Origin of the sequence: Endozoicomonas sp. Mp262 (genome assembly GCF_025643335.1) — a bacterium.
Lineage (GTDB): Bacteria > Pseudomonadota > Gammaproteobacteria > Pseudomonadales > Endozoicomonadaceae > Endonucleibacter.
In genome coordinates, this window is the sequence record NZ_CP092489.1 from 4,184,088 (window position 1) to 4,210,877 (window position 26,790).

Sequence of the window (26,790 nt, forward strand, 5' to 3'; positions counted from 1 at the left end):
CTGGTAACACCGTGTTTAGCGGTCATAACATCGCCCTCAGTTTTTTAAGTGCATCACTGCCACTCATTGTTCTGGGAATACCCAGTTCACTCAGGGTCTGATCCATTTGTTGCTTGCCATAATTAATGGCTTTTTCGGCTTCACTGTCTTTGCTGTGGTCTTCGAGTGCCTTAACTGACCGGTCTTTTAACGGCTGGCCACTGGCTACCCATTCCACTTGCTTCTGGTAATGTTCGTTAAACTGCCTCTGCAGCTGGTCAAGTGCCTTATGACCACTGACTGTCTTGAGAAAATGCCAGCCTGTTTTCTTACCGGCTTCGTACACTGCCCGATGTGACCAGCGATGGGTCAGGACTTCATGACTGTGATTGCAGCATTCCAGCCAAGCGTCAGCAGGTGACGGCAATCCCAGTTGTCCAGCTGTCGGCCAGCAGTACTCCATGACAAACTCAACCGGATCGGGAAGGTATTTAAGGGGATAGCGGTTTCTTAACTGCTCAATTCCCCGTTTAACCATGCTGACTGACAACCCGGCCTTGATAATCTGCTCTGCAAATTCAAGCCTTGCCGATGCCACCAGTTCCTCAGTCGGATAAGCAGAATTCAGTAGATGGGGTTTCCTCAATTGCATGATCTTGAACAGGTCGTTCACCAAAGAGCTCTGAGTACTGTTCAGCTGGGAGACTTTCTGCGCCTGGTGCACTCCAGATGGCATTGATGGTGTTGAGTCTTTGGTTTTGATAGCTCTGCTGATAATGCTGGTTGCCTGCTCCATAGTGATTTCCTCCCCCTTTGTTCTGTTCCTTGCTCATCCAGTTATTGAGAAAACGACTCATGCCGTTGCTGGTTTTTCGTTTGCTTGGGTTAGATACCAGCCACATTCTGGCTTGCAGTAATTGCTGCTTAACATCAACGGCTGGATAGGACTCCTGAAGTCCCTGATAGAAATCTTCAGTCAGTAACCAGGACTGCCCTTTTTTGTTGGTAGGAAAATCGAGAAGAACTTGACCTTGTGACTGATTAGCTGGCTCTGAGGTTTTTAGCTCAGAGCAAGAAACTGTATTAATAACTGTATTATTCATTGTATTAATACCTCTGCCATTTTCGGGGGGAGGTTCTTGCCGTTTCTGGGGGGAGCGTCCCCCTGATTCTGGGGGGAGGGTTTCGACCTCCGGGGGGAGGTGTCCCCCTGAATTTAGGGGGAGGGTTTGACCGTCCTTTTCATGGGTGTCATTGGCTGCTACCTCCACCTGATATCCGGCAAAAAGCGATGCGGTTTTACTGGTTGGCGACAAAACACGTTTGATAACCACTTTTTTCTCATCACGGTAAACAACCGAGTTAACCCAGCCGTCTTTCTTCAGTTCGGATATCAGGGTTTCGATTCTTGATTTAGACAGTCCGGCAAATGAGGCAAAGTGAGCATTAGAGGCATGGCAGCCACCAGCAGAATGGAGGGTATTGATCTCAATAATCAGGACTTTCTTTTGCCAGCTCAGTTCCTTGCTTTCCCAAACCGTAGACGGAATCCATACACCTTTACGACAACTCATGATGATTTACCGCCATACTGGACAAACATACAGTAGTGAGCCAAACTAGCTACTGCTGGCGAAACTCCAAATCCATGGTCAGCAAGAACGAAAAAGGCCCTATTCCATATAGGGCTTTTTTTATGTCCCCGTTTGGGTACATGACCGGCCACCAGCAGCCGGTTACCATAGATATGCCTGATCATTACGCCGCCTCGCTATCTGATCGGTGCTGATGAGCAAATTCCCGGATCTCATCAGCGGTTACTTCTCCGTTGGTTATCGCCTCAATCCGACCAGCGGCATTGCATGGAATAATTCGGTCATAATTACTACCCGGCACCTTACGCCAGGTAATACAGATTGATTGCTTCCACATGCCAAGCCTGCTGGCCAGTCGTGTCATGGTTCCCCGTTTGGGCTTTTCGCCCAGCAACGTCACTGTTAATTTTTGGTATGGGGTCATAATTACACCTGCGTCTGATGTTCCATATATTAAACATCGGTTAGCGATAAGTTAAGTATTATAAACTTATTGGCGCAAGACATGCATGAACGACTGGACAACTACAATAAAACCCATGGATTTGGAGGTTACGATGCGTAATATTGAAAACAGCAGCCTGGGGCAGCGACTGAACTATGCCCGACTGACTGCCCATGAACGAAGGCGGGAGCACACCAAGATAACCCAGAGTGAACTTGCTGAAGCAATGGGTGATTTATCAAAAAGCTACATTTCGCAAATTGAGACTGGAAAATACGAAACTCCTGATTTGAAATTTTCCCATATCATCAATGCGGCTAAATATCTGATGTGTGATCCAATCTGGCTGGCCTATGGCAAAGGGGAGCTGGAAGACTGTGATAAGGATTTGGAGCTTACATACAAAATACCGCTGTTCCGGCCGCTGGCTCTTATGGATGAAAACCCGAAACCAGCAGACCACCTTTACCTCAGAAAAAGCCTGTATGAACAACTTGGTAAGAATCCTTATGCCACAGTGGTCACTGATAACTGCATGAAAGGAGACGCCAGCCAGGGTGACGTTGTTATTATTGATCCTGATCGACAAATGCAGGCAAAGAATCTGGTACTGGTCAAAGCACCAGGTGAATCACAACCATTACTGCGACGATACAGATTTAACCATAGTTCCGGGAATTTGGTTTTAGCTTCAAACGATGAAGAGCTGCCATGGTTAAACCCTGACGACTGCAAGATATTGGGTGTAGCAGTACAAATCCAGAGAGAATTAATTGCTCCACTCACACACCTGGTAACCCCTAATAACGTCATACCGCTACATCCTCAAAAAGCCAGCTAATCCATTACTACCAAGCCGCTGACCATCAGCGGTTTTTTTTGCAGTCCACCACCAGTGTCACAAAAACAAGCATAAGTTTAATTTATTAACTTTAACTTGCTGAAAAAGTTAATATATCTTAACATTCAACCATGAGGCGATAACCACGGAGAAATAACCGTGACTGGTGAATACACAACAGCAAGATTGGCAGCCCGGTATAACAGCATACTCCGCAACCGGGAAACAGAAGCTTTAGCATTGGCGGCTGAAGGCAAAACCCGTGAAGAGACAGCCATTATCATGGGCATCAGCCCTGAAACGGTTAAGGCCCACTGGTCACGGGCAATGAAAGCAATGGATGCAACCAACCGGGCAAACCTGATTGCTCTGGCTTTTTGCAACAACATCCTCCGGCCTCTGCTTGTGCTACTGATGATTACCCAGGCTGCAGGCTTTGAACATATGCCTACACGTCCAGTACGAACACGCACAGTGCCTCGCACTATGCGAATCAGCAGACGGGGCCGCTCCATCAGAGAAATGACCGTCATAAAGGCAACCCAGATTAGCGTGACAGCATGAGCAATAAAAAAATGACCATCAAGGCACCCAGAATCATTGAGTCCACCAAACCGCAAATGGTTGTAGACCAGATCCGTGAGCTCAGGGAATTAGGCATTCATTGCATTTACAGCATGAAATTTGTTGATAAGGCTTGCGGCAAGAAAGTTTTTCAGGCGGTTCTGGAAAGAACCACACCTGATCTTGAGGTAATTTCCAATGAAGTCTGACACCAGCCTTAGCAAGCTTATTGAAAAGCTGCCAAAAGAGCACAAACCAGCCCCCTATGAGGTAGAAGTCAGGAAAGGCTATCAAACCATAGCCACCCGCTATGTACGAGCCACCAGCCCACAAAGGGCTGTTATAGCCGGTATTTACTGGAACAACATGATCTGCAGGGAAAAAGCAGATACCGGCACAGCCAAGCCTGTAATGCCTGTTACCCCGATATCCGGCCAGACTTCCGGAATGGCTGTTTAATCATGATCAAGGATTTTGAAAAACTCAGGCAAAAACTGGGCATTGTCTGCAAAAACGCCCACCGGCCAGTCAGAAAAAACAACCCTGAAAAACAGATTAACCGTATCAATCAACTGTTAACGATGCGATGGAAATAATAATGGACGATTATAAAGATCAATTAATTGAAGAACTGAAAAACAGGGAACTCATAATAAAAAGGCTAAAAGATGCTGCCGATACGGCTGCATTCTGGATGGAATATTGGTTAGAAGAGCGCGAATGCGAAGACGCACTTCACTATTGCTTTCTAAATGAAAGAAAAGAAGAACTAGCACATATAAAAAATATTTTGTACTTGATATGTTCAGACTCAAATGACAAAGATATTGATGCCAGATTTGACCAAATCGACAGTACTCACCATAAGACATGGGATATAGATCAAATGGCCAGAACTCTAACCGGCGAGCGCAGCTGTGGGCAAAAAATGAAGTCATAAAACACAAAAAAAAGTTTTAAAACGTAAAAAAAAGTTCTGAAACAAACTGCTGCATACTTGGAGGAAAGAATCAGTGGAGACAAAGATGGAAAATCAAGACTATCCAGATTATGCAGACGATCCGGTGAAGCAGGAAGCTGATAAATTACTGTCTAGCGGTGAGGCCGAGTCAGAAGAAGAGGCATTAACGATTGCTGAGTATATGGACTGTATTATGACTGACGAAGAGGCCGAATTAGTCGAAAAAAGAACAGATTGATTGATTCGTTTTATAACTCTATTTTTTGCCCACAGCAGCGAACGAAGTTGAATGATTTGTTATGCGGCAATAACTCTGGAGCTTAATTATGAAAAAAAATCTCGAAAGAGGTGAACAGCTTATAGTGCAGTTGGAAAGTTGGCTAAAGCGTAATTCTGAATTTAGCTCAGTAATCGTAGTAACACATAACCCCGAGCTGACCAGCCGCCGTAGGCGGTCTGGACGGGCGACTTGTTAGGTGCATGGCACGAACTAAGGAATAAGCATGTTTGACTGGATAGTTAAAAAACATAAAACTAATCCAACGTGGCTGATGGATATGTATATCAAATTCTTAGCCCCCTCAATAATAGTCATCCAGCTATCTCAAAAAATGTGGATACCCGCATTGGGATTGCTGGCTGTCGTTTGTTTTATGATACCAATGCGTCAGGTTGCCAGACTGCAAGGCAGGGTATCAATGCAGGATGCAGAAAAAATAGCCCGTGGTTTTTCTGCATGGCTGGAACATCAACCAGCTCGTGAAATGCACGAACAGTTTAAATTGTGGTGGAAAGAGTATGACCAGAAGTAGCACCTAACACAGGGATATACCGCCCGAGCAATATATTATCATTAACAACCGTACCATTTAGCAAAGAAACCGCTACCAGGAGGCATTCATGCAAGCAGCAGAGCAAATGCTAACCGAAGAACAAATAATAGAGCTGACCGGGGCAACACTAAAAAGCAAACAACGCCAGATACTGAGAAGTCACGGCATATTTTTTGTGGAAAGACTGGATGGCACAGTAAGAACCACATGGCATCATGTTAACCACCCGGCCAATAAGCCGCTGGGCAATGAAACAGATACACCCAATTTTGCAGCCATGGAATAACGATGCCAAGAAAGCGTAAGTCGGCAAAAGATGCCTGGATACCGCCCCGTGTTTATCGGGGCAAATCTGCTTATGAATTTCACCCAAAAGGAGGAGGAGCGGTAAGGCTCTGCGACCTTGACGCAAACCCCGCCCTGGTCATAAAGCGATGGGAACAGGAAAGGGAGCGGATAGATCGGGAGCGACAAAGCTCACTCAATGCACTATGTGCTGAATTCCAGCAATCAGAAGCCTGGTTTAAACTGGCTACAGGCACTCGCTCTGATTATGGATTCTGCCATGACCAACTGATGCCCGTTTTTGGCAAGATGAACCCGGACAAAATCAAGCCGGAACATATCAGAAAATACATGGACACCCGAGGGCGACACTCCCCGGTCCGAGCCAACCGGGAAAAAGCCTACCTCTCCAAAGTCTACAGCTGGGCCTATGAGCGAGGCAAAGTGATTATCAACCCGGTCAAAGGGGTTAAAAAATTCACTGAAACCGCCCGTGACCGCTATATCACCGATGATGAATACCACCGTACCTATTCTGCTGCCAGTGTTGCACTGAAGGTTGCCATGGAAATCTCCTACCTGTGTGCTGCCAGACGTGGCGACGTGCTAAAGCTGGAACGCAGCCAGATACTGGAAGAAGGTATTTTTATTCAGCAAGGCAAAACAGGCAAAAAGCAAATCAAAGCCTGGACTGACAGACTCAGGGCCGCAGTGAAACTGGCCAGCAAAATACCAGGGGCCACCAGCAGCAAATATCTCATCCACAATAAATTTGGCAGCACTTATACACCTGCCGGATTCAGAAGCATCTGGAACAAAGCGAAGGAGAAAGCAAAAAAAGAAGCAGAAAAGGAAAATATTGATCTGGATACCAGCTTTACCTTTCACGATATCAAGGCAAAAGGTATCTCTGATTTTGAGGGAAATCTGGCAGAAAAGCAGCAGTTCAGCGGACACAAAACCCAGAGTCAGGTAAACACCTACGACCGGAAAACAGCCGTTGTCAGGTCACTTGATAAGCCACTGCCAGCCAAGTAACCAAACTACTGTATATTAGGAAATCGTATTAGGAAAATATTAGGAAAGCATAAAAAAAAGAGGCTACATTACTGTAACCCCTTGATTTTAATATGGTGCGGAAGGAGAGACTCGAACTCTCACGCCTTTCGGCACTGGAACCTAAATCCAGCGTGTCTACCAATTCCACCACTTCCGCTTACAGATCAATGCAGTAACTACAAACCGATCATTAACCTGATTTTAAATTGGGGTGGGCGAAGGGGCTCGAACCCTCGACCGCCGGAATCACAATCCGGAGCTCTACCAACTGAGCTACGCCCACCACAGTCAAACTCACTCTAACACCTCAAAAGAGCGTGTCAAATCAAAGCAATCCGCTCTGAAAAATGGCGCACCCGGCAGGATTCGAACCTGCGACCCACGGCTTAGAAGGCCGTTGCTCTATCCAACTGAGCTACGGGCGCACAACAAATAAACTGGTCGGGGTAGAGAGATTCGAACTCCCGACATCCTGCTCCCAAAGCAGGCGCGCTACCAGACTGCGCTATACCCCGAAAACCTCAACACCCTGTGCAAGGCGCCGATGCATATTACCACAACAATGCATTTCGTCAATGCCTTGATATTATTCATCAAAACAGGAAACGCCTGTGGTTTGGACGGACATAAATCTACCACAATCATTGAGAAGTGCAATATCCCGCCTCAATATTCTGTAATTGATCTAACGCAGCCAATAGCCACAATTCCATACAACCCATAAAACAGGACTGTTAAACTAGAAGCCTGTCAATATTCAGCATATGCTGCAAAGACAGGCTTTTTTGCGCTTCCACCATAGGCAACAATCACAATCATGACAGCCAGAATTATTGACGGCAAAACCATTGCCTTACACCTTACCGAGTCCATTGCAGAAAAAGTACACCACAGAACCCGCCAGGGACTAAGGCCCCCCGGGCTTGCGGTCATATTGATTGGGGACGACCCTGCATCAAAAGTTTATGTGGGCAAAAAAAGGAAAGATTGCGAAAAGGTCGGATTCACGTCGGTATCCCATGACCTGCCCCTTTCAACCAGTGAAAAGGATCTGCTGGGACTTATTGACACCCTGAATGAAGACTCAAGCATTGATGGTATTCTTGTGCAGCTGCCGCTGCCTGCCCATATCAACGCAGAGCACGTCATAGAACGTATCCGTCCCGATAAAGATGTGGATGGCTTCCACCCCTATAATGTTGGACGACTGATCCAGCGCATCCCCATTCTAAGGCCCTGCACCCCCAAGGGAGTGATGACCTTACTGGAAAGCACCGGAGAACCCATAAGGGGCAAAAATGCCGTCATCGTCGGAGCCTCCAACATTGTCGGTCGCCCCATGACCATGGAATTACTGCTGGCAGGCTGCACCACAACCACAGCCCACCGTTTTACCGAGGATCTGGCTGCGGAAGTTAGACGGGCCGATATTCTGGTGGTGGGTACGGGCATACCCGGACTGGTAAAAGGTGACTGGATCAAGCCCGGTGCCATTGTGATTGATATCGGTATTAACCGCATGCCCAATGGCAAACTGGTGGGTGATATTGAGTTTGAAACCGCCAAAGAACGAGCCAGCTGGATCACTCCGGTACCCGGCGGCGTGGGTCCAATGACAGTGGCCACATTACTGGAAAACACCCTGTACGCGGCTGAACACCTGCATTAAAAACCTGAACAAGAAAGCCTGATAACCGAAAGTCAGGCTCCCCCCCCCCAATTCAGTTGATCATTGCTATATAAAACTTTATAAAGAGCACCATTCTGGAAAATGATCTATAAAACCATGAGTCTTTTTATTCGGTTTGCCTCCGTAGGCCTTGCTCTTGTCTTATTTGGCTGTAAAAATTTAATGGCCAGTCCCTTCCCTTTTCAGGCCACCAAAAAAGCGCTCCATAACCGGGTTGCACCCATCGCACTTTCTAAGCCACTGCTCAAACAACAACCTCCACCACCACCTCAGAAGCTGAGGCATAAAAGAACTCAGTCAAAACACCTTTATTAATCCAGTCCACACTTTGCCCATTAGCTGTGATGGTTAAAATAGGCTTACGGCTATAAAGCCAAACTCTCCCGCCTTCATATAGCTGGATAACCAATCTGCCATCCACTAGCTGCTGGGATCTGATGGCAAAAGAAGGCAAATACTTATCAGCCAGACCAATACAAAACAGTGGCCGGTCAGGATAGAACAGTACCAACTCGGCCTGTGCTGCGGGTAACGATAGATTAATCGCCTGCTCTCTTTCTACCACTGAACACAGTTCCCGTCCGGGAACAACAGCAACAAAGGATAAAGCCTCCTCTTCCAACTCAAGATCACCAGCCGCCACTAACGCATTAATCTGCTGCCCGGAATTATTCAGGTTAAACAAGCCTGCCACAGCCACATCACCCAGCGAGTTCCAGATAATCAATGTTTCACCACTATCCAGCGGACTATTAAACAGGCATCGTCTGACAGGCTTACCCTGCCGGTCACAGCGAATAACACGTCCATCCCTTAGCACTAACGGCATTAGGGGTTCTATCAGGGTTTTACCGCAAGGGTCACTGGTATAGACCGGCCCGCCACTAAGCACCCTGAGTAGCGCATGACTTCTGGCATCCTTATGATCCGACCACCACATATCCCAGTCACCCTGATAGAAGCCATCGTGGTAAAGTGCGTTATAGGCATTTTGCAGGGCGTGCTCCCGCAGGTTACCCGGCTGGCGAGGGAAAAAGTCATCACTGTTTCTGGAAAGAAGAGAAGATGGCCGCCCCCATAATTGCTCGGGAGCCATCCCCATGCAGTTAATCAGCGCGCCATTGAAATGGATATGGGCTGATGCCTCCAGCGCTTCATGCACATTGTTAGATAACTCACCGGGAAACGCCCGGTAACGGTAATGATTGGCAAGATTTCCCTGCACATCCACCTTAACGAAATCTATTCCCTGACGACTCAGGTAGCTATGCCAGCTACACCAGAAGCGGAGGGCACCCGCACTATCAGAGGGCGGCAATGCCCTTAGCTCGTCAATGGATTCCAGCGATGCTCCAATACCTTCGGGAAGCGAAGCGCGATGATCTACCCCTTCCCATTGCCCCGTCAGCGCATGCCATGCACCCAGCCAGGGGATTCCATAATCTTCCCTGAGTTGTTGCTTTAACCCTTTAAACCCTGAGGGAAATTTGTCACGGTTTTCCCGAAAAGACATTAATCGCCGGTCACACTCCTCGGACCAGCCATCATCCACCAGCATCCATTTAACAGGCACCTTCTTTTCCCTGAACTCGGCGGCCTTTGCCAATACCGCCTCTTCGCTTACATCCAGATAGCAGGCATCCCAGCTGCACCAACCCAGATAATCAAACATCCCGGGAAATAGCCTGCCCTCTTTCGGTTTGCAGGGGTAAGGCAATAGCCGACGGCCCACAGCTATAGACTGATTCATCAACTCATAGGGATCAGAACCAAAACCAAGCATAGCCACAACCCCGGACACCCGACGCAACCCTGCTTTCTGGGGTGATGCCAAAAGCACCATACCATCCGCATCGCCCCTCAGCTCTCCCTTAACACGGGCATCACAAAACGTCAGAATATGGGTAAATTGTCCTTCCTGCTTCCCTGTTAATAGAGACTGGGTACGCGCAGGCAACGCCCTCAGGTCAGGATCAAAGTGAGGGCGAGTCCACCAGCTGTTATATAAATAGTGGGCACATAAACCACTGTGCCCACCCAGCCCTTTCACTTTCAGTCTGACAGCTTCCAGAGGATAAAAGGTAGCATAGGGCCAACTGATACCCTTCTGGATACTGGCTGCCAGATGGATCACCAGATGCTTTTCTTTCCTTGTCAGGAATAGCTCTACAGCCACTTCATCACCGGATACATAACGAAGGCGGAACTCTCCATCCTTTTTACGAATACTCTCTGCATCAGGTGTAAGGGAAAGCATCCGGCCATCATCCAGCACCACCTCAACACCCAGCGCTTCCAACAGAAGCACTTTTTCGCAGAAGACAGAAAACCCCTGATCACCCAAGGCAACAGAATACATAACAGCCCCTTAAGAAGCAGCCTTAAAAAAAAGGCGCTAAAACAGCGCCTTTTTTTTAATCTTAACAATGGATACCTATCGCTCAATCCGCCAGGTTGTCCCTTCCCGACTGTCCTGCAAGATAATACCCTGATCCGCCAGCTCTTCACGAATACGATCCGCTTCGGCAAAGTCACGGGCTTTTTTCGCCGCCACCCGCCGGTCAATCATATCCTGAATCCAGGCTTCATCCACATCGCTACCAGATTGCAGGAAGGTTTCGGCCTGTCCCTGAAGAATGCCCAGAATAGCACCCAGCTTCACCAGCAACGCCGCCAGCGGCAATGCCTCCTGCTCATTAGCGCTGCGTACCCGGTTCAGTTCACGCACCAGATCAAACAGCACCGCCAACGCCACCGGCGTATTAAAGTCATCATCCATGGCTTTAAAGAAGCGCTGCTCAAATTCACTGTCTTCAGGAGCTACAACACCGGTCAGATCCAATCCTTTTAAGGCGGTATACAGTCGCTCAAGACGCACACCCGCTTCTTTCAGACTGTCTTCGGAGTAGTTCACCGGGCTGCGGTACTGACTGGAGATCAGGAAGTAGCGAACGGTTTCTTCATGATACTTATCCAGCACTTCACGAATGGTAAAGAAGTTACCCAGGCTCTTGGACATCTTAACATTGTCCACCCGGATAGGTCCGGAATGCATCCAGGTATTAACGAAGGTCTGACCATTGGCCGCCTCGCTCTGGGCAATCTCATTTTCATGGTGGGGAAACTTGAGGTCAGAACCACCGCCATGAATATCAAAGGTCTTACCCAGGCAGCATTTACCCATCACTGAGCATTCAATGTGCCAGCCAGGACGACCTTCACCCCAGGGAGAAGTCCAGGAAGGCTCTTCCGGCTTGGCTCCTTTCCAGAGGACAAAGTCCAGGGGATCTTCCTTCATCTCATCAATTTCAATCCGGGCACCCGACTCCAGCTCTTCCAGCACCTTGCCGGATAATTTACCGTAGCCTTCAAAGCGGCGAACCCGGTAATAAACATCACCATTGCCCGGTGCATAGGCAAAACCTTTTTCCACCAGATCATTGATCATGTCAATCATGCCTTCCACATAGGCCGTGGCCCGGGGTTCATCATCCGGCTCAAAATTACCCAGACGCTTGAAATCCTCCCGCATGGCGGCAATCATGCGGTCCGTCAGCTGATCAATGGGTTCATTATTCTCAATGGCCCGACGGATAATTTTGTCATCAATATCGGTGACATTGCGCACATAGGTCAGGTCATAACCTTTAGCCCGAAGATAACGAGCCACCACATCAAAAGCGGTAACGGTACGGGCATGCCCTATATGACAAAGGTCGTATACCGTCATACCACAGACGTACATGCGCACCTGGTTCTCAACCAGTGGCTTGAAGGGTTCTTTTTGTCGGGTCAGGGTATTATAAATTTGCAGCACGTGTGACTTCCTTACTATACCTTTTTAGCCCAGTTGTCTTTCAGCCCAATGGTCAGGTTAAAGACCGGTGCCCCGGCAGTGTGGTCATGGCGATCCGCCACAAAATAGCCTTCCCGCTCGAACTGGAAGTTCTGCTCAGGGTCAGCCTCTGCCAGCCCAGGCTCAATCCAGGCCTGACGAACCTCCAGGGAATGCCCGTTAACATGACTCATAAAGTCTTCATCACCCTTGTCAGGTGCCGGGTGACTAAACAGGCGGTCATACATTCTCAATTCCGCCTGCTTGCCATGACTGGCAGACACCCAGTGAATCACACCACGGGGACGAATGCCTTCCGGTGGATTCTCACCCACGGTACCCGGAACATAACTGGCCCGTATTTCAATGATTTCACCCTGATCATCCTTAACCACTTCATCAGCCTTGATCACATAGGCGCTTCGGAGACGGACGTACTCACCCAAAACCAGTCGCTTGAACTTCTTCCGGGACAAGGTGGTATCTTCGGTAAAGTCAGCCCGGTCAATATAGATTTCACGGGTGAAAGGCAGGGTTCGCTCGCCCAGCTCCGGCTTATTGGGATGAGCTGCAGCTGTCATGGACTGAACCTCATCCTCTGGCAGATTAGTAATCACCAGCTTTAACGGGTTCAGAACGGCCATAGCCCTGGCTGCATGATTATTCAGGTCATCACGAATAGCATGTTCCAACATGGCTATATCCGCAATACCATCAGAACGACTGATACCCACCATTTCACAGAACGTACGAATGGCTGCGGCGGTATAGCCCCGACGACGCAAACCGGAAACCGTTGGCATCCGCGGGTCATCCCAACTACCAACCACACCCTCGTCCACCAGTCTTTTCAGTTTACGCTTACTAGTTACGGTATAGTTCAGGTTAGTACGGGCAAACTCATATTGTTTAGGCTGATGGGGAACCGGCAGGTTCTCCAGGAACCATTCATATAATGGGCGATGATCCTGAAACTCCAGGGTACAAATGGAGTGGGTAATCCCTTCAATGGCATCTTCCTGACCGTGGGCAAAATCATAGCTTGGATAAATGCACCACTTATCGCCGGTCTGGTGATGGGACTGCTTGCGAATCCGGTACAGAATCGGGTCACGAAGATTCATATTGGCATGCTGCATATCAATTTTCGCCCTGAGGCTACAGCTGCCCTCTTCGTACTCACCGGCCCGCATTTTTTCAAATTCAGCCAGGTTGTCTTCCACCGACTGGTTACGGTAGGGGCTTTCTACACCCGGAGTGGTAAAGTCACCCCGGTTTTTCGCCATGGTTCCGGCATCCTGATGATCCACATAGGCTTTGCCTTCACGGATCAGATGCAGCGCCCATTCATAGAAGGTATCAAAGTAATCAGAGGCATACTTCACCTCACCGGACCACTTGAATCCTAACCAGCGAACATCCTCCATGATGGCATTCACATAGGCCTGTTCTTCTTTTTCAGGATTGGTGTCATCAAAGCGCAGATTACACTGTCCCTGATACTTTTCCGCCAAGCCAAAGTTCAGGCAGATGGAAGAGGCATGCCCTATATGCAGGAACCCATTAGGTTCCGGGGGGAAACGGGTATAAATAGAACTAACCCGACCTTCAGCCAGATCATTGTCTATGATCTGCTCGATAAAATTACTGGATTTTTCTGTGCTGCTCATTTTTGCTGAAGCATCTGTGAAGGGGTTGGCAGAGATTTCCGGTCATCAACCGACCAGAACCCAGGACAACCTGGCCGTAGTGTAAACGGCAGAGGGTAACACCATCCCGTTGTCAGGTAAAACACGACACCCGTAAAGAAAATGCGCGATTGTTTTTACACCGGCGTCAGAAACACCTAGAATTGCCCCTTTATCCGCCTTCGGGCACCCCACATAAATGGTAGCTTCATGGTTGTACTTCATACCAATTTTGGTGATATCAAACTGGATCTTGATGCCGAAAAGGCCCCTGAAACCGTGGCCAACTTTATTGAGTATATAAAAAGCGGCCATTTCAATGGCACAATTTTTCACCGCATCATTGATGGCTTTATGATCCAGGGCGGTGGTTTCGAACCCGGCATGGTTCAGAAGAAAACCAACAGCCCTATCAAAAACGAGGCCAATAACGGCCTGAAAAACGAGATTGGCACCATTGCCATGGCCCGTACCATGGACCCCCACTCTGCCACTGCCCAATTCTTTATTAACGTCGCCAATAACAGCTTCCTGGATCACACTTCCGAGACTCCCGATGGCTGGGGCTATGCCGTATTTGGCAAGGTCACTGAAGGCATGGACGTGGTCAATAAAATCAAGGGAGCCAAAACCACCTTCCGTGCAGGCCATCAGGATGTGCCTGTGGAAGATGTCATCATCGAGTCTGCGGAAGTGGCTTGATGGAAGCATTGCTGATATCAGACCTCCATCTGACACCAGCGCGCCCGGCTATTGCCCGGGCGTTTCTGTCTTTTATGGAGGAAACCGCCCCGAAAGCCGGACAGCTTTTCATCCTGGGTGATTTCTTCGAGTACTGGGTGGGAGACGATGCCATGGAACCCTTCCACGAAGACATCGCCTTAGCACTGAAACACTACACTGATGCCGGCCATAAACTGTATATCATGCCCGGTAACAGGGATTTTGCCCTGGGCCGGCAGTTTTTAAAAAAATCCGGGGCCCAATGGCTAAAAGACCCTTCATTAGTGAGCATTAATGGTGAGAAGGTGTTATTAATGCACGGCGACTCACTATGTACTGAAGATAAACAATACCTGCTTTATCGAAAGATCATTCGCAATCCGCTGGTAATGGGACTGCTTCGGCTCACCCCATTAAGCTACCGGAAAAAGCTGGGACGGAAAATCCGGGAAAACAGCCTCAAGTCAAAAGTCCATAAAACCCGGGAGATTATGGATGTTACACCGGCAGAGGTGTCCCGCGTTATCGAAAAATTCCGGGTCAAAACCTTGATACATGGCCACACTCATCGGCCAGCCATTCATGATGTGCCATTAGCCAACCTGACAACAGCCAAACGTTATGTATTGGGCGATTGGGAAACCCATGGTTGGATGATTAGCACAGAAGACAATCAGCTTTTGCTGGAAAGTTTTAAAATTCCAGCATCCACCAGGTGATAGAATACTTAATACAGGCAATGTGAAAAACGGGCTAACCCGGCGCCCCGTTAGAAAACCCCTGTTTGATGGTTCTGCGAAGGGCGCGCTTTAAGGGCAAATCAGTTACTGAAATCCAAGACTATCGTTTTAAAACTATGCACTCACCGGAACACCGCTGTGAAAACGGAACTCCGGGTCTGGAGACTCAATAGCCTCCTTCTCAACCGCCGCAATAACAGCAACCCGCTCATCAATGGGTTCATCACTAACTCTTTTAGCCAATGTCAGGTAATCCTTAAAATGGCGACTCTCTGACTTAAGAAGCGAGCCATAAAATTTTTGCAGCTCTGCATCCAGATAAGGAGCCAGGGCATGAAAGCGCTCGCAGGAGCGTGCCTCAATAAATGCCCCAATAATCAGGGTATCCACCAGTCGGGCAGGTTCATGGGTTCTGGCGGTCTGACGCAACCGGGAGGCATAGCGGGAAGCGCTGACAGGGCGGTAGAGAACTCCCCTTTTGGTCATCAGCGCCAACACCTGCTCAAAATGACGCAGCTCTTCCCGGGCCAGCCTTGACATTTTGTTCAGCAAATCACTGTTATCGATATAACGAAACATTAAATTTAGTGCTGTTGCGGCTGCTTTTTTCTCACAGTTGGCATGATCTATCAGCAGAATTTCGGGATGTTCCAGGGCACTACCCAGCCATGCCTGCGGTGTCCGGCAGGGTAAAAAATCCAGTAATTCTTTCGGCAGATCAGCCATTTCAGAATTTCTCACGGTGGAGAACTCAACACAAACTTCCTTCATTAACAACATTCTCTTTGGAAGGATTTAGAAACTGTTCGAAAAACAGTCTCTTCCGGATTGTCCATAAGCATAAGAAAACTCAAAGCAGGCCAAAAACTTGACCCATATCAAATAGCACTTTTGTTACATGTTGCATCATTATTTTACACCTTCACTACATATAACAACAGAAGGCATAAATATGTGGAAATTTACTGATATCTTGGTGGTTCTTGATACCCGAAAAGAACAGCAAATGTCTGTCAATCGTGCCTTACAGGTAGCACAGACCACCGGTGCACAGCTGCATGTATTAGCGCCCAACCCTAATGCCACCACTGAATCCTGGGAAAAACTGAAAGCCATTACTGCCCCTCTCAAACAAGCAGGCCTGACCGTTAACCTTCATGAAACCTGGCATAGAAGTATCAATGAAACCATTATTCATGTCAGACAGATGGAAGGCTGTCAGCTGGTCATAAAAGACGCAAAGCCCGAAGGCATGCTAGCACAAACCTTTGGAACGCCAAAAGACTGGAGTCTTCTACGTCAGTGCGAAGTCCCGGTGTTATTGGTCAAACATGACCATTCCTGGGAACAGGCTGCCATGATTGCTGCAGTCAACGCTGACCAGGATGACTACCAGCATATCCAGCTCAACCAGGCCATCCTCGATTATGCGGGCTGCTTTGCCCGTCAGTTTTCTTCAGAACTGCACCTGGCTTCTGCTTATCCAACCGTTCGATTACCCTTCCAGGACAAAGGCAATGGCATCACAGCTGACCAAAGCTATAAGGCAACCTGTCTTCACTATGCCAGGGACTACCCGATCCTGGAACATCACATTCATGTTGAGCCCGGTTCAGCGGAAGCCTTGATCCCCCATCTCGTAAAAACCCAAAAGGCCCGGCTATTGATTATGGGAACCCACGCCCGGACCGGTATCAGCGCACTGGCAATTGGCAATACTGCCGAGCAGCTGATATCAGAGGTGGATACCGATATGCTTATTCTTCAGCCAAGAGACCATATGCCACCACTGGAAGAGGAACTGGGGAGATAATAGTGAGCAAGCCGTGACTTGACTGAGTGAGCGCAAGGCACGATCCAGGAGCTGGCGCTTAACGGATAGAGCGTTTGATGCTTTATCCGTGGATCTTTAGTTACAGGGTGCCACTCTATTTTCCCCTTACCTTATTTCCACAAGACCTCCACATCTCCCGTTTTAATTCAAAACCTACTAGGGGCTGTTGACGTTTGATCAACAATTTTGACTTCGGATATCCCTTCTCTGTCCTTCTCTGTGATTGATCATTAAATAAAAAGGTCGTCAAACTTGCACTATCGCCATCACCGTCTAAATTTCTTTCAATTACACCATCTCTTAGAACCACTTATCTATTAATGTGGTTTTGAATATCTGCACAGAGTAAAAACAGGAATGAGTGAATAAAAAGTCAGTTTTACAAAGTAAGCCAAATGACTATTTCACGATAGAACTGACCTTTTCCATTATCTGCGGATTTAAAGTCATGCTATGAGTGGCACGAACTGCAATCCCGCCAATTGATACTGGCGATACAGGCAAAGCACACCACAGGATTATCCCTGTTGATTTTTATAAGAATTCAGGGAAAACAAAGGATATTCCAAAGGCAATGAATGATGAAGTGATAACCCCGGCAGACTATCCTGCCTGGGAGGAAGAAGAGCAATCCAGTCATACAGATGAACGGGGCCTCCATTTTTGTCCCCTGCTCGACAGCCTGGTAGCCATCTGTAAACATTTCCGGATAGCAACAACCCGGAGCAAGCTCTCTGCCGGGCTTCCCCTGGAAGAGGGCAGGATGACCCCTGCCCTCTTCCTGAAAGCAGCCGGTCGGGCTGGCCTCTCTGCACGAATACTGAAAACCCCTCTGGAAGACCTGAGTCCCTTAGTGCTACCTGTCGTTCTTATTCTGAAAGATAACAAGGCCTGTATTATCACATCCATTGACAAGGTAAAAGGCCAGGCCCGCATCATATCGCCTGAGGCAGGAGACGGCTCAGAAGATGTCAATTGGGACGACCTTGCCGACCATTATTCAGGAAAGGCCATCTATATAAAGAAAAAACATCTTTATGATGAGCGCAGTGAAGAAACACTAAATCTTGGCTCCAGGCACTGGTTCTGGGGAACCCTGCTCCGCTCCTCCCTCATCTATCGGGACGTCCTGATTGCTTCATTTGCCATCAATTTATTTATCATTATTTCACCCCTGTTTGTCATGAATGTCTATGACAGGGTAATACCCAATAATGCCATGGAAACCCTTTGGGCACTGGCAATTGGTGGAAGTATTGCCTATATCCTGGATTTCCTGCTGAAAACTGTCCGCTGTCACTTTATTGATTTGGCAGGTAAAAAATCGGATATCCTGTTATCTGCCCGGCTGTTTGAGCAATCCATGGGCATTGAAATGGCACACCGCCCGGTGTCAGTGGGTTCCTTTGCCAAACACCTCCAGGAATTTGACCATATCAGGGAGTTTATTACCTCATCGACCGTGAGTACATTGGTAGACCTTCCTTTCAGCCTGCTCATTCTTGTGGTTATTGCCTGGCTTACAGGGCCTGTTGCCTGGATAATCGTCGGAGCCATGGCTATTTTAATTCTTTACAGCCTGGCCATACAGCCCGGCCTGAAAGAAGCCATCGAAAACACCCAGCAGGCTGGTGCTCAAAAACATGCCACACTGGTGGAAATGCTAATAGGCATTGAAGCAGTGAAAGCCCAAAGCGCTGAAGGCGAACAACAAGCCAAATGGGAAAGGCTCTGTGGTCATATTGCGCAGTGGGAAATCCGGTCAAGACGACTGACCAACACCGCCGCCAATCTTTCCGGCTTCCTGATCCAGTTTACGACAATTGCCGTAGTGGTCTATGGAGCCTACAGAATTGCAGACCAGCAACTCTCCATGGGTGGGTTGATTGCAACCGTTCTGTTAGCAGGTCGATGCCTTGCCCCCATTGCCCAGCTCTCCAGTCTGGCCACCCGCTTCTATCAGGCAAAATCTGCTTTCAAAGCCCTTGAGCATGTGGTCAGGCTACCGCAGGAACGGTTAAGTCATGATAGCACCATTACAACCCCGAACTGCACAAACAATATTGCCATAAGCAGTGTTAACTTTACCTACCCCAACCAGCCGGCCCAGGCGCTCAACAGCATTTCCCTTGAAATCAGGGCAGGGGAAAAAGTAGCCATTATTGGTAAGATGGGTTCAGGAAAAAGCACCTTGATCAAACTGCTGATGCGCTTTTACAGACCTGATTCTGGCCACCTCCGCATTGATGGCATTGATATCCAGCAAATCTCCCCTCACGAATTACGACAAGGAATAGGCTACCTGCCTCAAGACCCGGCACTTTTCTTTGGTTCCGTAAGAGACAATATTGCTTTTGGCCGAGGCTATATCGAAGACGCTGAAATTTTGTCTGCCGCCCGGATTGCAGGGGTTACAGAGTTCACTGACCTCCACCCCATGGGACTGCAAATGCATGTGGCTGAAAGGGGAGCCAACCTTTCTGGAGGACAGCAACAGGCCATTGCCATTGCCAGAACCCTGGTCACTCACCCCAACCTGCTGTTACTGGATGAGCCCTGCAGCTCCATGGACACCTTGACAGAACAAGCTGTCCGGCAGCGCCTTATGGCCATTGGCAAAGATAAAACCGTCATTATGACAACCCACCGTTACTCCATGTTGGAAATGGTTGACAGACTCATTGTCCTGGAAGGTGGGCAGATCATTGCTGACGGCCCCAAAGAGCAAGTATTGAGTTAAGGAGATATACCCTTGAATTTCTTCAGCACAATACGCAACCCGTTTTACAAACTAAAAAACTATTTCGAAAAAAGAGCGTTATCGAAAAAAACGCTGAATTATATGCCTGATACCAGTGCTGCCATCCTTATGCAGACTCCCACTGGAGGCAGGGCACTTATTTATCTCTCAGTACTGACAATCGTTGCTTTTATTATCTGGGCTTACTTTGCCAGGATCGATGTCAGAATCCAGGGTTCCGGAAAAGTCATTCCCGTCTCCCGGGTTCAACTGATCCAGAACCTGGAGGGCGGTATTATCTCTGATATTCTGGTCACAGAGGGCGATCAGGTTAATAAATCCCAGCCATTAATGAAACTGGATAATACCTTATTCCAGTCCAGCTACAAGGAGCATGAAGCAGAACACAGAAGCCTGGTAGCTGCCAGTCAACGCCTTACCGCCGAGATCAACAACATTCCTCTGGTCTTTTCCCACGAGCCCCCAATTCCTCCTGAAGACCAGCAAAAAGAACAGGCGCTGTTTGAAAACCGTCAGGCATCCCTGAAAGCAGAACAGGCCATTGCCCATGAACAGGTCAACCAGGCACGGCAACAGCTGAAAGAACTGCAGTCAAAGGAAACCTATTTATCCCATAATCTAAGCCTTGCCAGCAAAGAGCTTGAGCTAACCCGTCCCCTGCGTCAGGAAGGCGCTGTCTCTGAAGTTGACCTCCTCAGGCTGGAGCAAGGCGTCAGCCACCTGCGAGGAGACCTGGAAGCCACCAGGCTGGCCATCCCCCGCCTTCAATCCTCCATAGAGGAAGCCGAAAAACGCGAGCAGGACGTTACCCTGAAGTTTCAGCAAAAGGCCATCAGTGATCACAAAGCCGTACTATTAAGAATTGCCCAGATTAATGAAATCATGACGGCTCACCGTGACCGGGTCAATCGAACAACTGTCCGCTCGCCGGTCAAGGGCACCGTAAAAAAAGTGCACTTTAATACACTGGGTGGCGTTGCCCCACCGGGAAGGGAGCTGATGGAAATTGTTCCGTATCAGGATCAGCTGCTGATTGAAGCCAGGATCCAGCCCAAGGACATCGCTTTTCTAAGACCGGGCCTTCCCGCCGTTGTTAAGATATCCGCCTATGATTTCGCCATCTATGGAAGTCTGAAGGGGGTTGTAGAGCATATCAGTGCCGATACAATCCAGGAGGAGGGTATAAAAGGAGCACAAAGCTATTACCTGGTACGTATCAGGACAGAAAAAAATCACTTGGGAAACCAGGATAAGCCGATCATACCTGGTATGGTTACGACCGTTGATATTATCACCAACAAACGATCAATACTGGCCTCTATCTGCAAGCCTGTACTAAAAGGTAAGGAGCAAGCTTTACGGGAAAGATAAATTAACTCTCTCATCAAAAAAGATTGGGCTGGTATTGGAAAAAAACAACCAGAAAATTATCCTTTCTTTTTTACATTAGTAATTTTTCAACTATATAAATCTTTTGGGCTAATATAGTTATCACTCGAAGCTTGTGAAAAGCTGAACGAAAATACTAAATACTAAAGAAACGGTTAAATTAGAAATAGCAGTGTTTTTATTTAGCTAACAACCGATCAAGTAGTTGGCAAAATTAAAAATCAACCCTTAGTGCAATAGCTAACAATATGCCCGGTTGATTTGATCACCCTATGACGTTAAGAGGTATTGAACATGGCGACCTTAGCCGAAATTCTTCAGCAATCACCAGCAGAGACTAACTTAAAGCAGTTTTTCAGTGTCGATAATACCGGCAATCAAGTTTTTACTAAAGGGGGAGCTCTAACAGCTGCTGCACAGGCTGAGGTGGTAACTAGTTTAGCCGCTAAAGCCGATGGTAACCCTGCTTCTTCTGTATTTGAGAATCTCCATAAAAAAGCAGTTGAAGCATGTAAAATAGGTGATCCTGAAATCTCTTTTACAAAGGAATCATTGACTGCAAAGTCAAAGGTAGTAGCAGATGAGGACAGCGATGGTAATGACACCCTTTACACCGTTATTACACATAAAGACACACCAGATAAACCTATAGCAGCAGTTCTTCTAACTAAGCAGGGAGGCCAGTCCCTGTTAGTCTTTGGTGTCACAAATAAGGAATATCCTGGCAAATTAGCTGAAGTCGCCGCTACTGAAGCTGGTAAACCTCGTGTGGAGGTATTGAATGAGTGCATCATCGACGTTGCATCAGATCCACAAGGACTGCAACTTCTTAAGAAAATGGAGGAATCGGGTAATCTAAAAGCTTCTTTAGATATCCCCCCTCCTGAAAAAGGCGAAGATACTACTGCTCCCGGGAAGCCTGGAAAAGTCGAAGATACTGCTGCTCCCGGGAAACCTGGCAAAGTCGAAGATACTGCTGCTCCCGGGAAACCTGGAAAAGTCGAAGATACTGCTGCTCCCGGGAAACCTGGAAAAGTCGAAGATACTGCTGCTCCCGGGAAACCTGGAAAAGTCGAAGAAACTGCTGCTCCCGGGAAGCCTGGCAAAGTCGAAGAAACTGCTGCTCCCGGGAAACCTGGCAAAGTCGAAGAAACTGCTGCTCCCGGGAAACCTGGCAAAGTCGAAGAAACTGCTGCTCCCGGGAAACCTGGCAAAGTCGAAGAAACTGCTGCTCCCGGGAAACCTGGCAAAGTCGAAGAAACTGCTGCTCCCAGCAGGCCAGATAGTGAGGTAAGCTATAAAGAAAAATTAGAAAAACTAACAAAAAAATATGAAACGGAAAACAAGCTTAACCCGAAAGCTGCAAAAGCGGCAGCTGAAGCAGACCTTGAAGGAGAAAAGGAATCACCCCAGCCTGAACCTCCCAAACCACCTAAAATCTCCGTAGAGATAAAAAAACCACTGCATCTGGAAGACGATAACGATACTGTTCAATGGCTTAATAAAGCCTTATCAGATAAATCATCAGATGCTTCTGGCGATTTAGCAATCACATTATTAACGCCTGAAACCACGCTCAAAGATGCTCAAGGGATCTGTAAGTGGTTAAGTGATAGAGGGCGTTTAAAATTATTCGAAAATGTAGATGAACCAGAAGCCACTAAGCAACTATTGAAAGACTTAGATTCTGTAAAAGCAAACCTTCAAAAAGCACCAGAGGCAACAAAAACTTTAGTGCAATGCTTTGGTCCCGAAGAGTTATTAAAAGACTACAACGACCAGGGAACACTCACGGAATCTGAAACCCTGACAGTCAAAGTACTACAAATGGGAACAGACCAGCTTGGAAAATTTACTCCTGCCCAAGTGCAAGAAAGTCTGGAGTTAACCAAAAAGCTTGTTAGCGAACTCCATAGTGAAGAGGGCGTACTTCAACAGGCAATGACACTTCAGTACAAGGCTCCGCAGCAGGTTACATTATCGAATTTGCTTCAAGACCTAGGAACCAAGCATCATACCCCCGATGCATTAGCCATCAAAAACCTGATATCCCAGCCTCCTAAGGATAGCTCTACATTAAGAGCAAAGTCTGGAACAAAATCTTTGCTAGAGGCTAATAAAGAGGAATCATGGATGGAAGTTAAGTTCCCCCAGGATTCCTATGTACATATCAACGTTAAATTTATACATTTGGTTATGGAGCCAGCAAAAGCAATCACAGAGGGTCAGGCCACTGTACACACAACCAAACTCTCCTCTGAACAGGCAGGTGCATTACAAAGCTTACTAGGTGCACTTAAACAGCAAGCTGGACAAAGTGAATTAAAAGATACGAAATGCGTTTCATCAATGAAAGTGGCAGCAGCTGTTGATATGAAGCCCGGTAAAAATATTTTCTTTACAGAAGATACAACAAAAGCACCTGATGTCGCGCTCCATTTAAAAGTCGAAAACCCCAAGGCCACTTCTGTCATGATGAAGGGCAAGACCCAAACGGATCTGGATCCGCAGGATCCGGGCAAAACACAAGAGAACGCCTTCCATGCCCTCATGGCTAAAACCCAAGAGGGAGAAACCACAGCCATTATACAGGGCGGCGCAAAGTCTCCTGTTCCTGTTGACCTTATGGATTATGGTTATAACCCAATACCCCATGCCACAAGTAACACGGCTTCTGAAGTCTTTGCAGTAGGTACGGTAGCAACAGCCTAATGACATTGTAACAACACGGGAAAACCATTGGTTTTCCCGTGCCTACCTCTCCTTTTCCATAAAAGTGTAATTCCCATGAACAAAAAAGAGCTGGTTGAGCAGATTGCCGAGTTATCCGGCCTTTCGCGCAACAAGGCAGAACTGGTGGTCAACGCCTTTGTCAATAATACCCAAAACACCCTCGCCAGAGGTAATACCCTGCAGCTTATCGGCTTTGGCACTTTTTCCGTAGCCGACCGGGCTGCCAGAAAAGGGCGAAATCCACAAACAGGACAGGAAATCCATATTCCAGCCTGTAAGCTACCTCAATTCAAGGCGGGGAATAAGCTAAAAGATGCTGTTCGATAGGCAGACCAGGTAAGGATTACAGCGTTTTCAGGGAATTGTTGATGATGAGCGATGGGCAACTCTATTCTCTATTCCCTGTTACCCCATTGCCCTCATTACATTAAGAATGGCTCGCTTCTTCTTCAGGTTCATACGATTCAGTTCCCTGATGATTTCCCCATCCACTTCAGCGTCACACACAGTATCCACGGGTGTAGACAGGTATTGATTACCACGGCCGGTGGCAAGCCATTCAAAGGATACTTCCAGCAATTCTGCCATTTTCCTGAGATTGGCAAGGCTTGGACTACTCATTTCAGTTTCCCATTGTGCCAGCGCACTGCGGGAAACACCGATCAAATCTGCAAGAGCCTGCTGCGACAGTTTTTTTTCCTTGCGCGCCCGAAGTATTCTTGTGGTAAGGTTCATTTGCCCTTCTCAGCCCAAGCACCCCTGATGATTCTATCTATCGACGGAGTTAATCAAATCATAAGTCAATTTTCATTTCTCCTGCCCCTTTCTATTTGCTTTTTAACAGTGCTATCTTCTTAGTAATACCCTGTTAAGGTACTTGTTTCCATTGCTGTTTATAAAATGGCAAAAAAAGCTCTTGCAGAAGATATTTGGATTAATCATAAAGGCACTAAGAAACAGAGATTTATCAGAGGGCATTGCCATTATAAAAACTTCATACCTCTGTAGACAGCTAGCCATTAATAATGAATCAGGTTTACCAGGATGACAGCCTGGCTACCGTAAAAACAGTACTTTTCAAAAAGTATCAGCTCTATAAATAGGTCGCTCTATGACTCATATTTCGGGTATTTATCTGCTGTTCATGGCTCTAGTCATCCTGTTTTTAGGGCGATTTGTTACTTCTTACGTACCCTGGCTTAAACGCTGGCATATTCCCTCACCCGTGACAGGGGGGTTATTATGCAGTCTGTTGATCACCCTGGTTTCTTATTTCACTGCAACCCGCTTTAGCTTCGACCTTTATTTAAGGGATATTCTGTTACTCTGCTTTTTCAGTACCATTGGTCTTTCCGCCAGGATAAGGCTGCTCATTAGCGGTGGCAAAACCCTCACAACCCTGATGGTTATCGCTGTCCTGTTTCTAATTGTGCAGAATACCGCCGGCGTTGCCACTGCCCTGGCCCTTGGCAGTGACCCGATCCATGGCCTGCTGGCAGGAACCATCACCTTTGCAGGAGGTCATGGTACAGCCATCACCTGGGGTACGTTTCTTGAGGGAAAAGGCTATGAAGGCGCCATGGAGTTTGGCCTGATTGCAGCAACCCTCGGCCTGATCCTTGGTGGTCTGGTTGGTGGCCCGGTGGCTAGAAGGCTCATTCACCATTATCAACTCAGAGGGGATTCCCAAAAGAAGGTCACCACCCCCACCATTGAGCAAGAAAATCAGCCCGTCACTCTCAATGGCCGCCACTTACTATCCGCTATTTTTTGCATTTGCACCTGCATTATTGTTGGCCTTGCCATCCAGGACCAGTTAAAAGCGCTGGGGGTTGTTCTCCCGGACTTTGTCCCTGTCCTGTTTACCGGTATTTTAATCACCAACCTCTGTGATAGCTTCAAACTATCCATGAAGCAACCTGAACTCAATATGCTGGGTGATATCAGCCTGCAATTATTTATTGCCATGAGCCTGATGACCTTGAAGCTACACTATCTGGCCAGTGTTGCCGGTGTACTTATTGCAATCACTGTAGTTCAAGTCATTGTAATCATTCTCTTTGCCTGGTTTGTGGTTTTTCAGGCGGCTGGACGAAACTACGATAGCAGTATCATCACTGCCGGATTTATTGGTATGGGCTTGGGAGCTACCCCGGTTGGCATGGCGAATATGAATACACTGGCACACCGCTATGGCCCCTCCCCCAAAGCCTTTCTTGTGGTTCCGCTTATTGGTTCATTTTTTATTGATATAGCCAATGCACTGATTCTCAAGGGCTTTTTACTGCTACCTGTTTTCACCGCTGGCGGCTGAATATAAACAGTGAGGCAATGGTGAAATTAAACATCATCCCAGCGGCTACCCCGGCTACCAGTGCCAGCGGCTTATATTGGTAAAAAAAAGGGATGTAGGTTGTTAACAGATAATAGGTACCCCAATTGGGAACAAAACTGATAGTACACATACCCAGGTATTTCCCCCACTGAGGCACCTTTCTTGCCCTGGTGGCATCTGCGAAGGTAAAGACCCGGTTCCAAAACCAGTTCCAGGTGGCCGCCCCCCAATAGGAAGCTCCCCGGGCCAACAGGTGAGGCACACCAATCGCTGAGGCCAGCAGGGTATAAATGGCCATATCAATAACAAAACCACTGGCTCCCACCAACCCAAACTTAACGAACCGCTGGGCCAGTGACCACACCCCTGGCCATCGCTGCATAACATCAACAAGCCAACCCGGTTTCTGGCCATTAACCCCATTGGCTGGTGACTTATGCAAGGATCGGTTTGGCGGTAAATCGAAAGGCACCCGTAGCACTCCTGAAAAAAACGCCAAA

30 protein-coding genes and 4 tRNA genes are annotated in these 26,790 nt (G+C 47.7%); 19 read left to right on the forward strand and 15 right to left on the reverse strand.

Going from position 1 to position 26,790, the window contains the following annotated elements:
• Window positions 1-22 precede the first annotated feature (22 nt).
• The 4 genes from MJ595_RS18410 to MJ595_RS18425 are packed head-to-tail and all read right to left on the reverse strand — an operon-like array spanning window position 23 to window position 1,998.
• Window positions 23-631 carry a replication protein P gene (locus tag MJ595_RS18410; protein ID WP_263079518.1) on the reverse strand — a complete coding sequence of 203 codons (609 nt, stop codon included), beginning with the start codon at window positions 629-631 and terminating at the stop codon, window positions 23-25.
• A complete protein-coding gene (locus MJ595_RS18415; protein WP_263079519.1) occupies window positions 585-1,553 on the reverse strand; it encodes a helix-turn-helix domain-containing protein in 969 nt (322 codons plus the stop codon). Before MJ595_RS18415 ends, MJ595_RS18410 begins: the two co-directional genes overlap by 47 nt.
• A complete protein-coding gene (locus tag MJ595_RS18420; RefSeq protein WP_263079520.1) occupies window positions 1,550-1,738 on the reverse strand; it encodes a hypothetical protein in 189 nt (62 codons plus the stop codon). Before MJ595_RS18420 ends, MJ595_RS18415 begins: the two co-directional genes overlap by 4 nt.
• Complete coding sequence (locus tag MJ595_RS18425) at window positions 1,738-1,998, reverse strand: hypothetical protein (protein ID WP_263079521.1); 261 nt, start codon at window positions 1,996-1,998, stop codon at window positions 1,738-1,740. Before MJ595_RS18425 ends, MJ595_RS18420 begins: the two co-directional genes overlap by 1 nt.
• A gap of 133 nt (window positions 1,999-2,131) precedes the next feature.
• On the opposite strand from MJ595_RS18425, the gene MJ595_RS18430 reads away from it, so the two are divergent.
• The 10 genes from MJ595_RS18430 to MJ595_RS18475 all read left to right on the forward strand — a co-directional run bounded on the left by MJ595_RS18430 (window position 2,132) and on the right by MJ595_RS18475 (window position 6,541).
• Entirely contained in the window at window positions 2,132-2,860 is a 729-nt protein-coding gene (locus MJ595_RS18430; protein WP_263079523.1) for a helix-turn-helix domain-containing protein, read from the forward strand.
• Window positions 2,861-3,019: 159 nt separating this feature from the next.
• Window positions 3,020-3,424 (forward strand): helix-turn-helix transcriptional regulator, encoded by a 405-nt coding sequence (locus MJ595_RS18435; RefSeq protein ID WP_263079524.1) that lies wholly within the window; start codon window positions 3,020-3,022, stop codon window positions 3,422-3,424.
• Complete coding sequence (locus MJ595_RS18440; protein WP_263079525.1) at window positions 3,421-3,633, forward strand: hypothetical protein; 213 nt, start codon at window positions 3,421-3,423, stop codon at window positions 3,631-3,633. Before MJ595_RS18435 ends, MJ595_RS18440 begins: the two co-directional genes overlap by 4 nt.
• On the forward strand, window positions 3,623-3,883 hold the full coding sequence (locus tag MJ595_RS18445; RefSeq protein ID WP_263079526.1) for a hypothetical protein: 261 nt from the start codon (window positions 3,623-3,625) through the stop codon (window positions 3,881-3,883). The genes MJ595_RS18440 and MJ595_RS18445 overlap by 11 nt, the downstream gene beginning before the upstream one ends.
• Before the next feature lie 2 nt (window positions 3,884-3,885).
• On the forward strand, window positions 3,886-4,020 hold the full coding sequence (locus tag MJ595_RS18450; protein WP_263079527.1) for a hypothetical protein: 135 nt from the start codon (window positions 3,886-3,888) through the stop codon (window positions 4,018-4,020).
• Window positions 4,021-4,022: 2 nt separating this feature from the next.
• Complete coding sequence (locus MJ595_RS18455) at window positions 4,023-4,364, forward strand: hypothetical protein (protein ID WP_263079528.1); 342 nt, start codon at window positions 4,023-4,025, stop codon at window positions 4,362-4,364.
• A gap of 85 nt (window positions 4,365-4,449) precedes the next feature.
• A complete protein-coding gene (locus tag MJ595_RS18460; protein WP_263079529.1) occupies window positions 4,450-4,623 on the forward strand; it encodes a hypothetical protein in 174 nt (57 codons plus the stop codon).
• 265 nt (window positions 4,624-4,888) lie between these two features.
• Window positions 4,889-5,197, forward strand: a complete 309-nt coding sequence (locus tag MJ595_RS18465) for a hypothetical protein (protein ID WP_263079530.1) — start codon at window positions 4,889-4,891, stop codon at window positions 5,195-5,197.
• Window positions 5,198-5,285: 88 nt separating this feature from the next.
• Window positions 5,286-5,504 carry a DUF4224 domain-containing protein gene (locus MJ595_RS18470; RefSeq protein ID WP_263079531.1) on the forward strand — a complete coding sequence of 73 codons (219 nt, stop codon included), beginning with the start codon at window positions 5,286-5,288 and terminating at the stop codon, window positions 5,502-5,504.
• Between the two features lie 2 nt (window positions 5,505-5,506).
• The gene (locus tag MJ595_RS18475) at window positions 5,507-6,541 is read left to right on the forward strand and encodes a tyrosine-type recombinase/integrase (RefSeq protein ID WP_263079532.1); all 1,035 of its coding nucleotides are present in this window, start codon (window positions 5,507-5,509) and stop codon (window positions 6,539-6,541) included.
• A gap of 93 nt (window positions 6,542-6,634) precedes the next feature.
• Here the strand turns inward: MJ595_RS18475 and MJ595_RS18480 are convergent.
• The 4 genes from MJ595_RS18480 to MJ595_RS18495 all read right to left on the reverse strand — a co-directional run bounded on the left by MJ595_RS18480 (window position 6,635) and on the right by MJ595_RS18495 (window position 7,077).
• Window positions 6,635-6,719: transfer RNA gene (locus MJ595_RS18480), tRNA-Leu, on the reverse strand.
• A gap of 50 nt (window positions 6,720-6,769) precedes the next feature.
• A tRNA-His gene (locus tag MJ595_RS18485) sits at window positions 6,770-6,845 on the reverse strand.
• A 65-nt stretch (window positions 6,846-6,910) separates the two neighbouring features.
• Window positions 6,911-6,987 (reverse strand) — tRNA-Arg (locus tag MJ595_RS18490).
• Between the two features lie 13 nt (window positions 6,988-7,000).
• Window positions 7,001-7,077: transfer RNA gene (locus MJ595_RS18495), tRNA-Pro, on the reverse strand.
• A 302-nt stretch (window positions 7,078-7,379) separates the two neighbouring features.
• On the opposite strand from MJ595_RS18495, the gene folD reads away from it, so the two are divergent.
• The gene (folD, locus tag MJ595_RS18500) at window positions 7,380-8,231 is read left to right on the forward strand and encodes a bifunctional methylenetetrahydrofolate dehydrogenase/methenyltetrahydrofolate cyclohydrolase FolD (RefSeq protein WP_263079533.1); all 852 of its coding nucleotides are present in this window, start codon (window positions 7,380-7,382) and stop codon (window positions 8,229-8,231) included.
• A 265-nt stretch (window positions 8,232-8,496) separates the two neighbouring features.
• On the opposite strand, the gene MJ595_RS18505 is transcribed toward folD, so the two are convergent.
• From MJ595_RS18505 to MJ595_RS18520, 4 genes are all read right to left on the reverse strand, one after another.
• Window positions 8,497-10,611: a Sip1-related alpha-galactosidase gene (locus MJ595_RS18505; protein WP_263079534.1), complete on the reverse strand. Its 2,115-nt coding sequence runs from the start codon at window positions 10,609-10,611 to the stop codon at window positions 8,497-8,499.
• Window positions 10,612-10,686: 75 nt separating this feature from the next.
• Window positions 10,687-12,069, reverse strand: a complete 1,383-nt coding sequence (cysS, locus tag MJ595_RS18510) for a cysteine--tRNA ligase (RefSeq protein WP_263079535.1) — start codon at window positions 12,067-12,069, stop codon at window positions 10,687-10,689.
• Window positions 12,070-12,083: 14 nt separating this feature from the next.
• The gene (locus MJ595_RS18515) at window positions 12,084-13,757 is read right to left on the reverse strand and encodes a glutamine--tRNA ligase/YqeY domain fusion protein (RefSeq protein WP_263079537.1); all 1,674 of its coding nucleotides are present in this window, start codon (window positions 13,755-13,757) and stop codon (window positions 12,084-12,086) included.
• Window positions 13,758-13,802: 45 nt separating this feature from the next.
• Window positions 13,803-14,000, reverse strand: coding sequence for a hypothetical protein (locus tag MJ595_RS18520; RefSeq protein WP_263079538.1), 198 nt, complete (start codon window positions 13,998-14,000; stop codon window positions 13,803-13,805).
• Between MJ595_RS18520 and MJ595_RS18525 the strand changes: the two genes are divergently transcribed.
• Window positions 13,986-14,477, forward strand: coding sequence for a peptidylprolyl isomerase (locus MJ595_RS18525; protein WP_263079539.1), 492 nt, complete (start codon window positions 13,986-13,988; stop codon window positions 14,475-14,477). The genes MJ595_RS18520 and MJ595_RS18525 overlap by 15 nt on opposite strands.
• Window positions 14,477-15,217, forward strand: coding sequence for a UDP-2,3-diacylglucosamine diphosphatase (locus MJ595_RS18530; RefSeq protein WP_263079540.1), 741 nt, complete (start codon window positions 14,477-14,479; stop codon window positions 15,215-15,217). Before MJ595_RS18525 ends, MJ595_RS18530 begins: the two co-directional genes overlap by 1 nt.
• Before the next feature lie 135 nt (window positions 15,218-15,352).
• Here the strand turns inward: MJ595_RS18530 and MJ595_RS18535 are convergent, their stop codons facing one another.
• Complete coding sequence (locus MJ595_RS18535) at window positions 15,353-15,964, reverse strand: tRNA isopentenyl-2-thiomethyl-A-37 hydroxylase MiaE (RefSeq protein ID WP_263322541.1); 612 nt, start codon at window positions 15,962-15,964, stop codon at window positions 15,353-15,355.
• 226 nt (window positions 15,965-16,190) lie between these two features.
• Between MJ595_RS18535 and MJ595_RS18540 the strand changes: the two genes are divergently transcribed.
• The 5 genes from MJ595_RS18540 (at window position 16,191) to MJ595_RS18560 (ending at window position 24,282) form a co-directional block, all read left to right on the forward strand.
• Entirely contained in the window at window positions 16,191-17,051 is an 861-nt protein-coding gene (locus MJ595_RS18540; protein ID WP_263079541.1) for a universal stress protein, read from the forward strand.
• 478 nt (window positions 17,052-17,529) lie between these two features.
• Complete coding sequence (locus MJ595_RS18545) at window positions 17,530-19,812, forward strand: type I secretion system permease/ATPase (RefSeq protein WP_263079542.1); 2,283 nt, start codon at window positions 17,530-17,532, stop codon at window positions 19,810-19,812.
• Between the two features lie 102 nt (window positions 19,813-19,914).
• Window positions 19,915-21,204 (forward strand): HlyD family type I secretion periplasmic adaptor subunit, encoded by a 1,290-nt coding sequence (locus tag MJ595_RS18550; RefSeq protein ID WP_263079543.1) that lies wholly within the window; start codon window positions 19,915-19,917, stop codon window positions 21,202-21,204.
• 312 nt (window positions 21,205-21,516) lie between these two features.
• A complete protein-coding gene (locus MJ595_RS18555) occupies window positions 21,517-23,934 on the forward strand; it encodes a hypothetical protein (RefSeq protein ID WP_263079544.1) in 2,418 nt (805 codons plus the stop codon).
• Window positions 23,935-24,009: 75 nt separating this feature from the next.
• Window positions 24,010-24,282, forward strand: coding sequence for an HU family DNA-binding protein (locus tag MJ595_RS18560; protein WP_263079545.1), 273 nt, complete (start codon window positions 24,010-24,012; stop codon window positions 24,280-24,282).
• A 78-nt stretch (window positions 24,283-24,360) separates the two neighbouring features.
• Here the strand turns inward: MJ595_RS18560 and MJ595_RS18565 are convergent, their stop codons facing one another.
• Window positions 24,361-24,690, reverse strand: a complete 330-nt coding sequence (locus MJ595_RS18565; protein ID WP_263079546.1) for a helix-turn-helix domain-containing protein — start codon at window positions 24,688-24,690, stop codon at window positions 24,361-24,363.
• Window positions 24,691-25,066: 376 nt separating this feature from the next.
• Here MJ595_RS18565 and gltS point away from each other — a divergent pair, with 376 nt between their 5' ends.
• A complete protein-coding gene (gene gltS, locus MJ595_RS18570; RefSeq protein ID WP_263079547.1) occupies window positions 25,067-26,269 on the forward strand; it encodes a sodium/glutamate symporter in 1,203 nt (400 codons plus the stop codon).
• Here gltS and MJ595_RS18575 read toward each other — a convergent pair.
• A complete protein-coding gene (locus MJ595_RS18575) occupies window positions 26,253-26,762 on the reverse strand; it encodes a GtrA family protein (protein WP_263079549.1) in 510 nt (169 codons plus the stop codon). The two genes, gltS and MJ595_RS18575, sit on opposite strands and share 17 nt — an antisense overlap.
• Window positions 26,763-26,790 lie beyond the last annotated feature (28 nt).

Excerpts from the sequence above, each read along its gene's own strand:
- gltS (WP_263079547.1), top strand. The coding sequence starts at position 25,067 with ATGACTCATATTTCGGGTATTTATCTGCTGTTCATGGCTCTAGTCATC.
- folD (WP_263079533.1), top strand. The coding sequence starts at position 7,380 with ATGACAGCCAGAATTATTGACGGCAAAACCATTGCCTTACACCTTACC.
- MJ595_RS18520 (WP_263079538.1), bottom strand. The coding sequence starts at position 14,000 with ATGAAGTACAACCATGAAGCTACCATTTATGTGGGGTGCCCGAAGGCG.
- MJ595_RS18460 (WP_263079529.1), top strand. The coding sequence starts at position 4,450 with ATGGAAAATCAAGACTATCCAGATTATGCAGACGATCCGGTGAAGCAG.
- MJ595_RS18410 (WP_263079518.1), bottom strand. The coding sequence starts at position 631 with ATGCAATTGAGGAAACCCCATCTACTGAATTCTGCTTATCCGACTGAG.
- MJ595_RS18415 (WP_263079519.1), bottom strand. The coding sequence starts at position 1,553 with ATGAGTTGTCGTAAAGGTGTATGGATTCCGTCTACGGTTTGGGAAAGC.
- MJ595_RS18440 (WP_263079525.1), top strand. The coding sequence starts at position 3,421 with ATGAGCAATAAAAAAATGACCATCAAGGCACCCAGAATCATTGAGTCC.
- MJ595_RS18505 (WP_263079534.1), bottom strand. The coding sequence starts at position 10,611 with ATGTATTCTGTTGCCTTGGGTGATCAGGGGTTTTCTGTCTTCTGCGAA.
- MJ595_RS18550 (WP_263079543.1), top strand. The coding sequence starts at position 19,915 with ATGCCTGATACCAGTGCTGCCATCCTTATGCAGACTCCCACTGGAGGC.
- MJ595_RS18475 (WP_263079532.1), top strand. The coding sequence starts at position 5,507 with ATGCCAAGAAAGCGTAAGTCGGCAAAAGATGCCTGGATACCGCCCCGT.
- MJ595_RS18560 (WP_263079545.1), top strand. The coding sequence starts at position 24,010 with ATGAACAAAAAAGAGCTGGTTGAGCAGATTGCCGAGTTATCCGGCCTT.
- MJ595_RS18470 (WP_263079531.1), top strand. The coding sequence starts at position 5,286 with ATGCAAGCAGCAGAGCAAATGCTAACCGAAGAACAAATAATAGAGCTG.
- MJ595_RS18430 (WP_263079523.1), top strand. The coding sequence starts at position 2,132 with ATGCGTAATATTGAAAACAGCAGCCTGGGGCAGCGACTGAACTATGCC.
- MJ595_RS18555 (WP_263079544.1), top strand. The coding sequence starts at position 21,517 with ATGGCGACCTTAGCCGAAATTCTTCAGCAATCACCAGCAGAGACTAAC.
- MJ595_RS18535 (WP_263322541.1), bottom strand. The coding sequence starts at position 15,964 with ATGGCTGATCTGCCGAAAGAATTACTGGATTTTTTACCCTGCCGGACA.
- MJ595_RS18565 (WP_263079546.1), bottom strand. The coding sequence starts at position 24,690 with ATGAACCTTACCACAAGAATACTTCGGGCGCGCAAGGAAAAAAAACTG.
- MJ595_RS18445 (WP_263079526.1), top strand. The coding sequence starts at position 3,623 with ATGAAGTCTGACACCAGCCTTAGCAAGCTTATTGAAAAGCTGCCAAAA.
- MJ595_RS18455 (WP_263079528.1), top strand. The coding sequence starts at position 4,023 with ATGGACGATTATAAAGATCAATTAATTGAAGAACTGAAAAACAGGGAA.
- MJ595_RS18465 (WP_263079530.1), top strand. The coding sequence starts at position 4,889 with ATGTTTGACTGGATAGTTAAAAAACATAAAACTAATCCAACGTGGCTG.
- MJ595_RS18530 (WP_263079540.1), top strand. The coding sequence starts at position 14,477 with ATGGAAGCATTGCTGATATCAGACCTCCATCTGACACCAGCGCGCCCG.
- MJ595_RS18540 (WP_263079541.1), top strand. The coding sequence starts at position 16,191 with ATGTGGAAATTTACTGATATCTTGGTGGTTCTTGATACCCGAAAAGAA.
- MJ595_RS18450 (WP_263079527.1), top strand. The coding sequence starts at position 3,886 with ATGATCAAGGATTTTGAAAAACTCAGGCAAAAACTGGGCATTGTCTGC.
- MJ595_RS18515 (WP_263079537.1), bottom strand. The coding sequence starts at position 13,757 with ATGAGCAGCACAGAAAAATCCAGTAATTTTATCGAGCAGATCATAGAC.
- MJ595_RS18425 (WP_263079521.1), bottom strand. The coding sequence starts at position 1,998 with ATGACCCCATACCAAAAATTAACAGTGACGTTGCTGGGCGAAAAGCCC.
- MJ595_RS18420 (WP_263079520.1), bottom strand. The coding sequence starts at position 1,738 with ATGATCAGGCATATCTATGGTAACCGGCTGCTGGTGGCCGGTCATGTA.
- MJ595_RS18525 (WP_263079539.1), top strand. The coding sequence starts at position 13,986 with ATGGTTGTACTTCATACCAATTTTGGTGATATCAAACTGGATCTTGAT.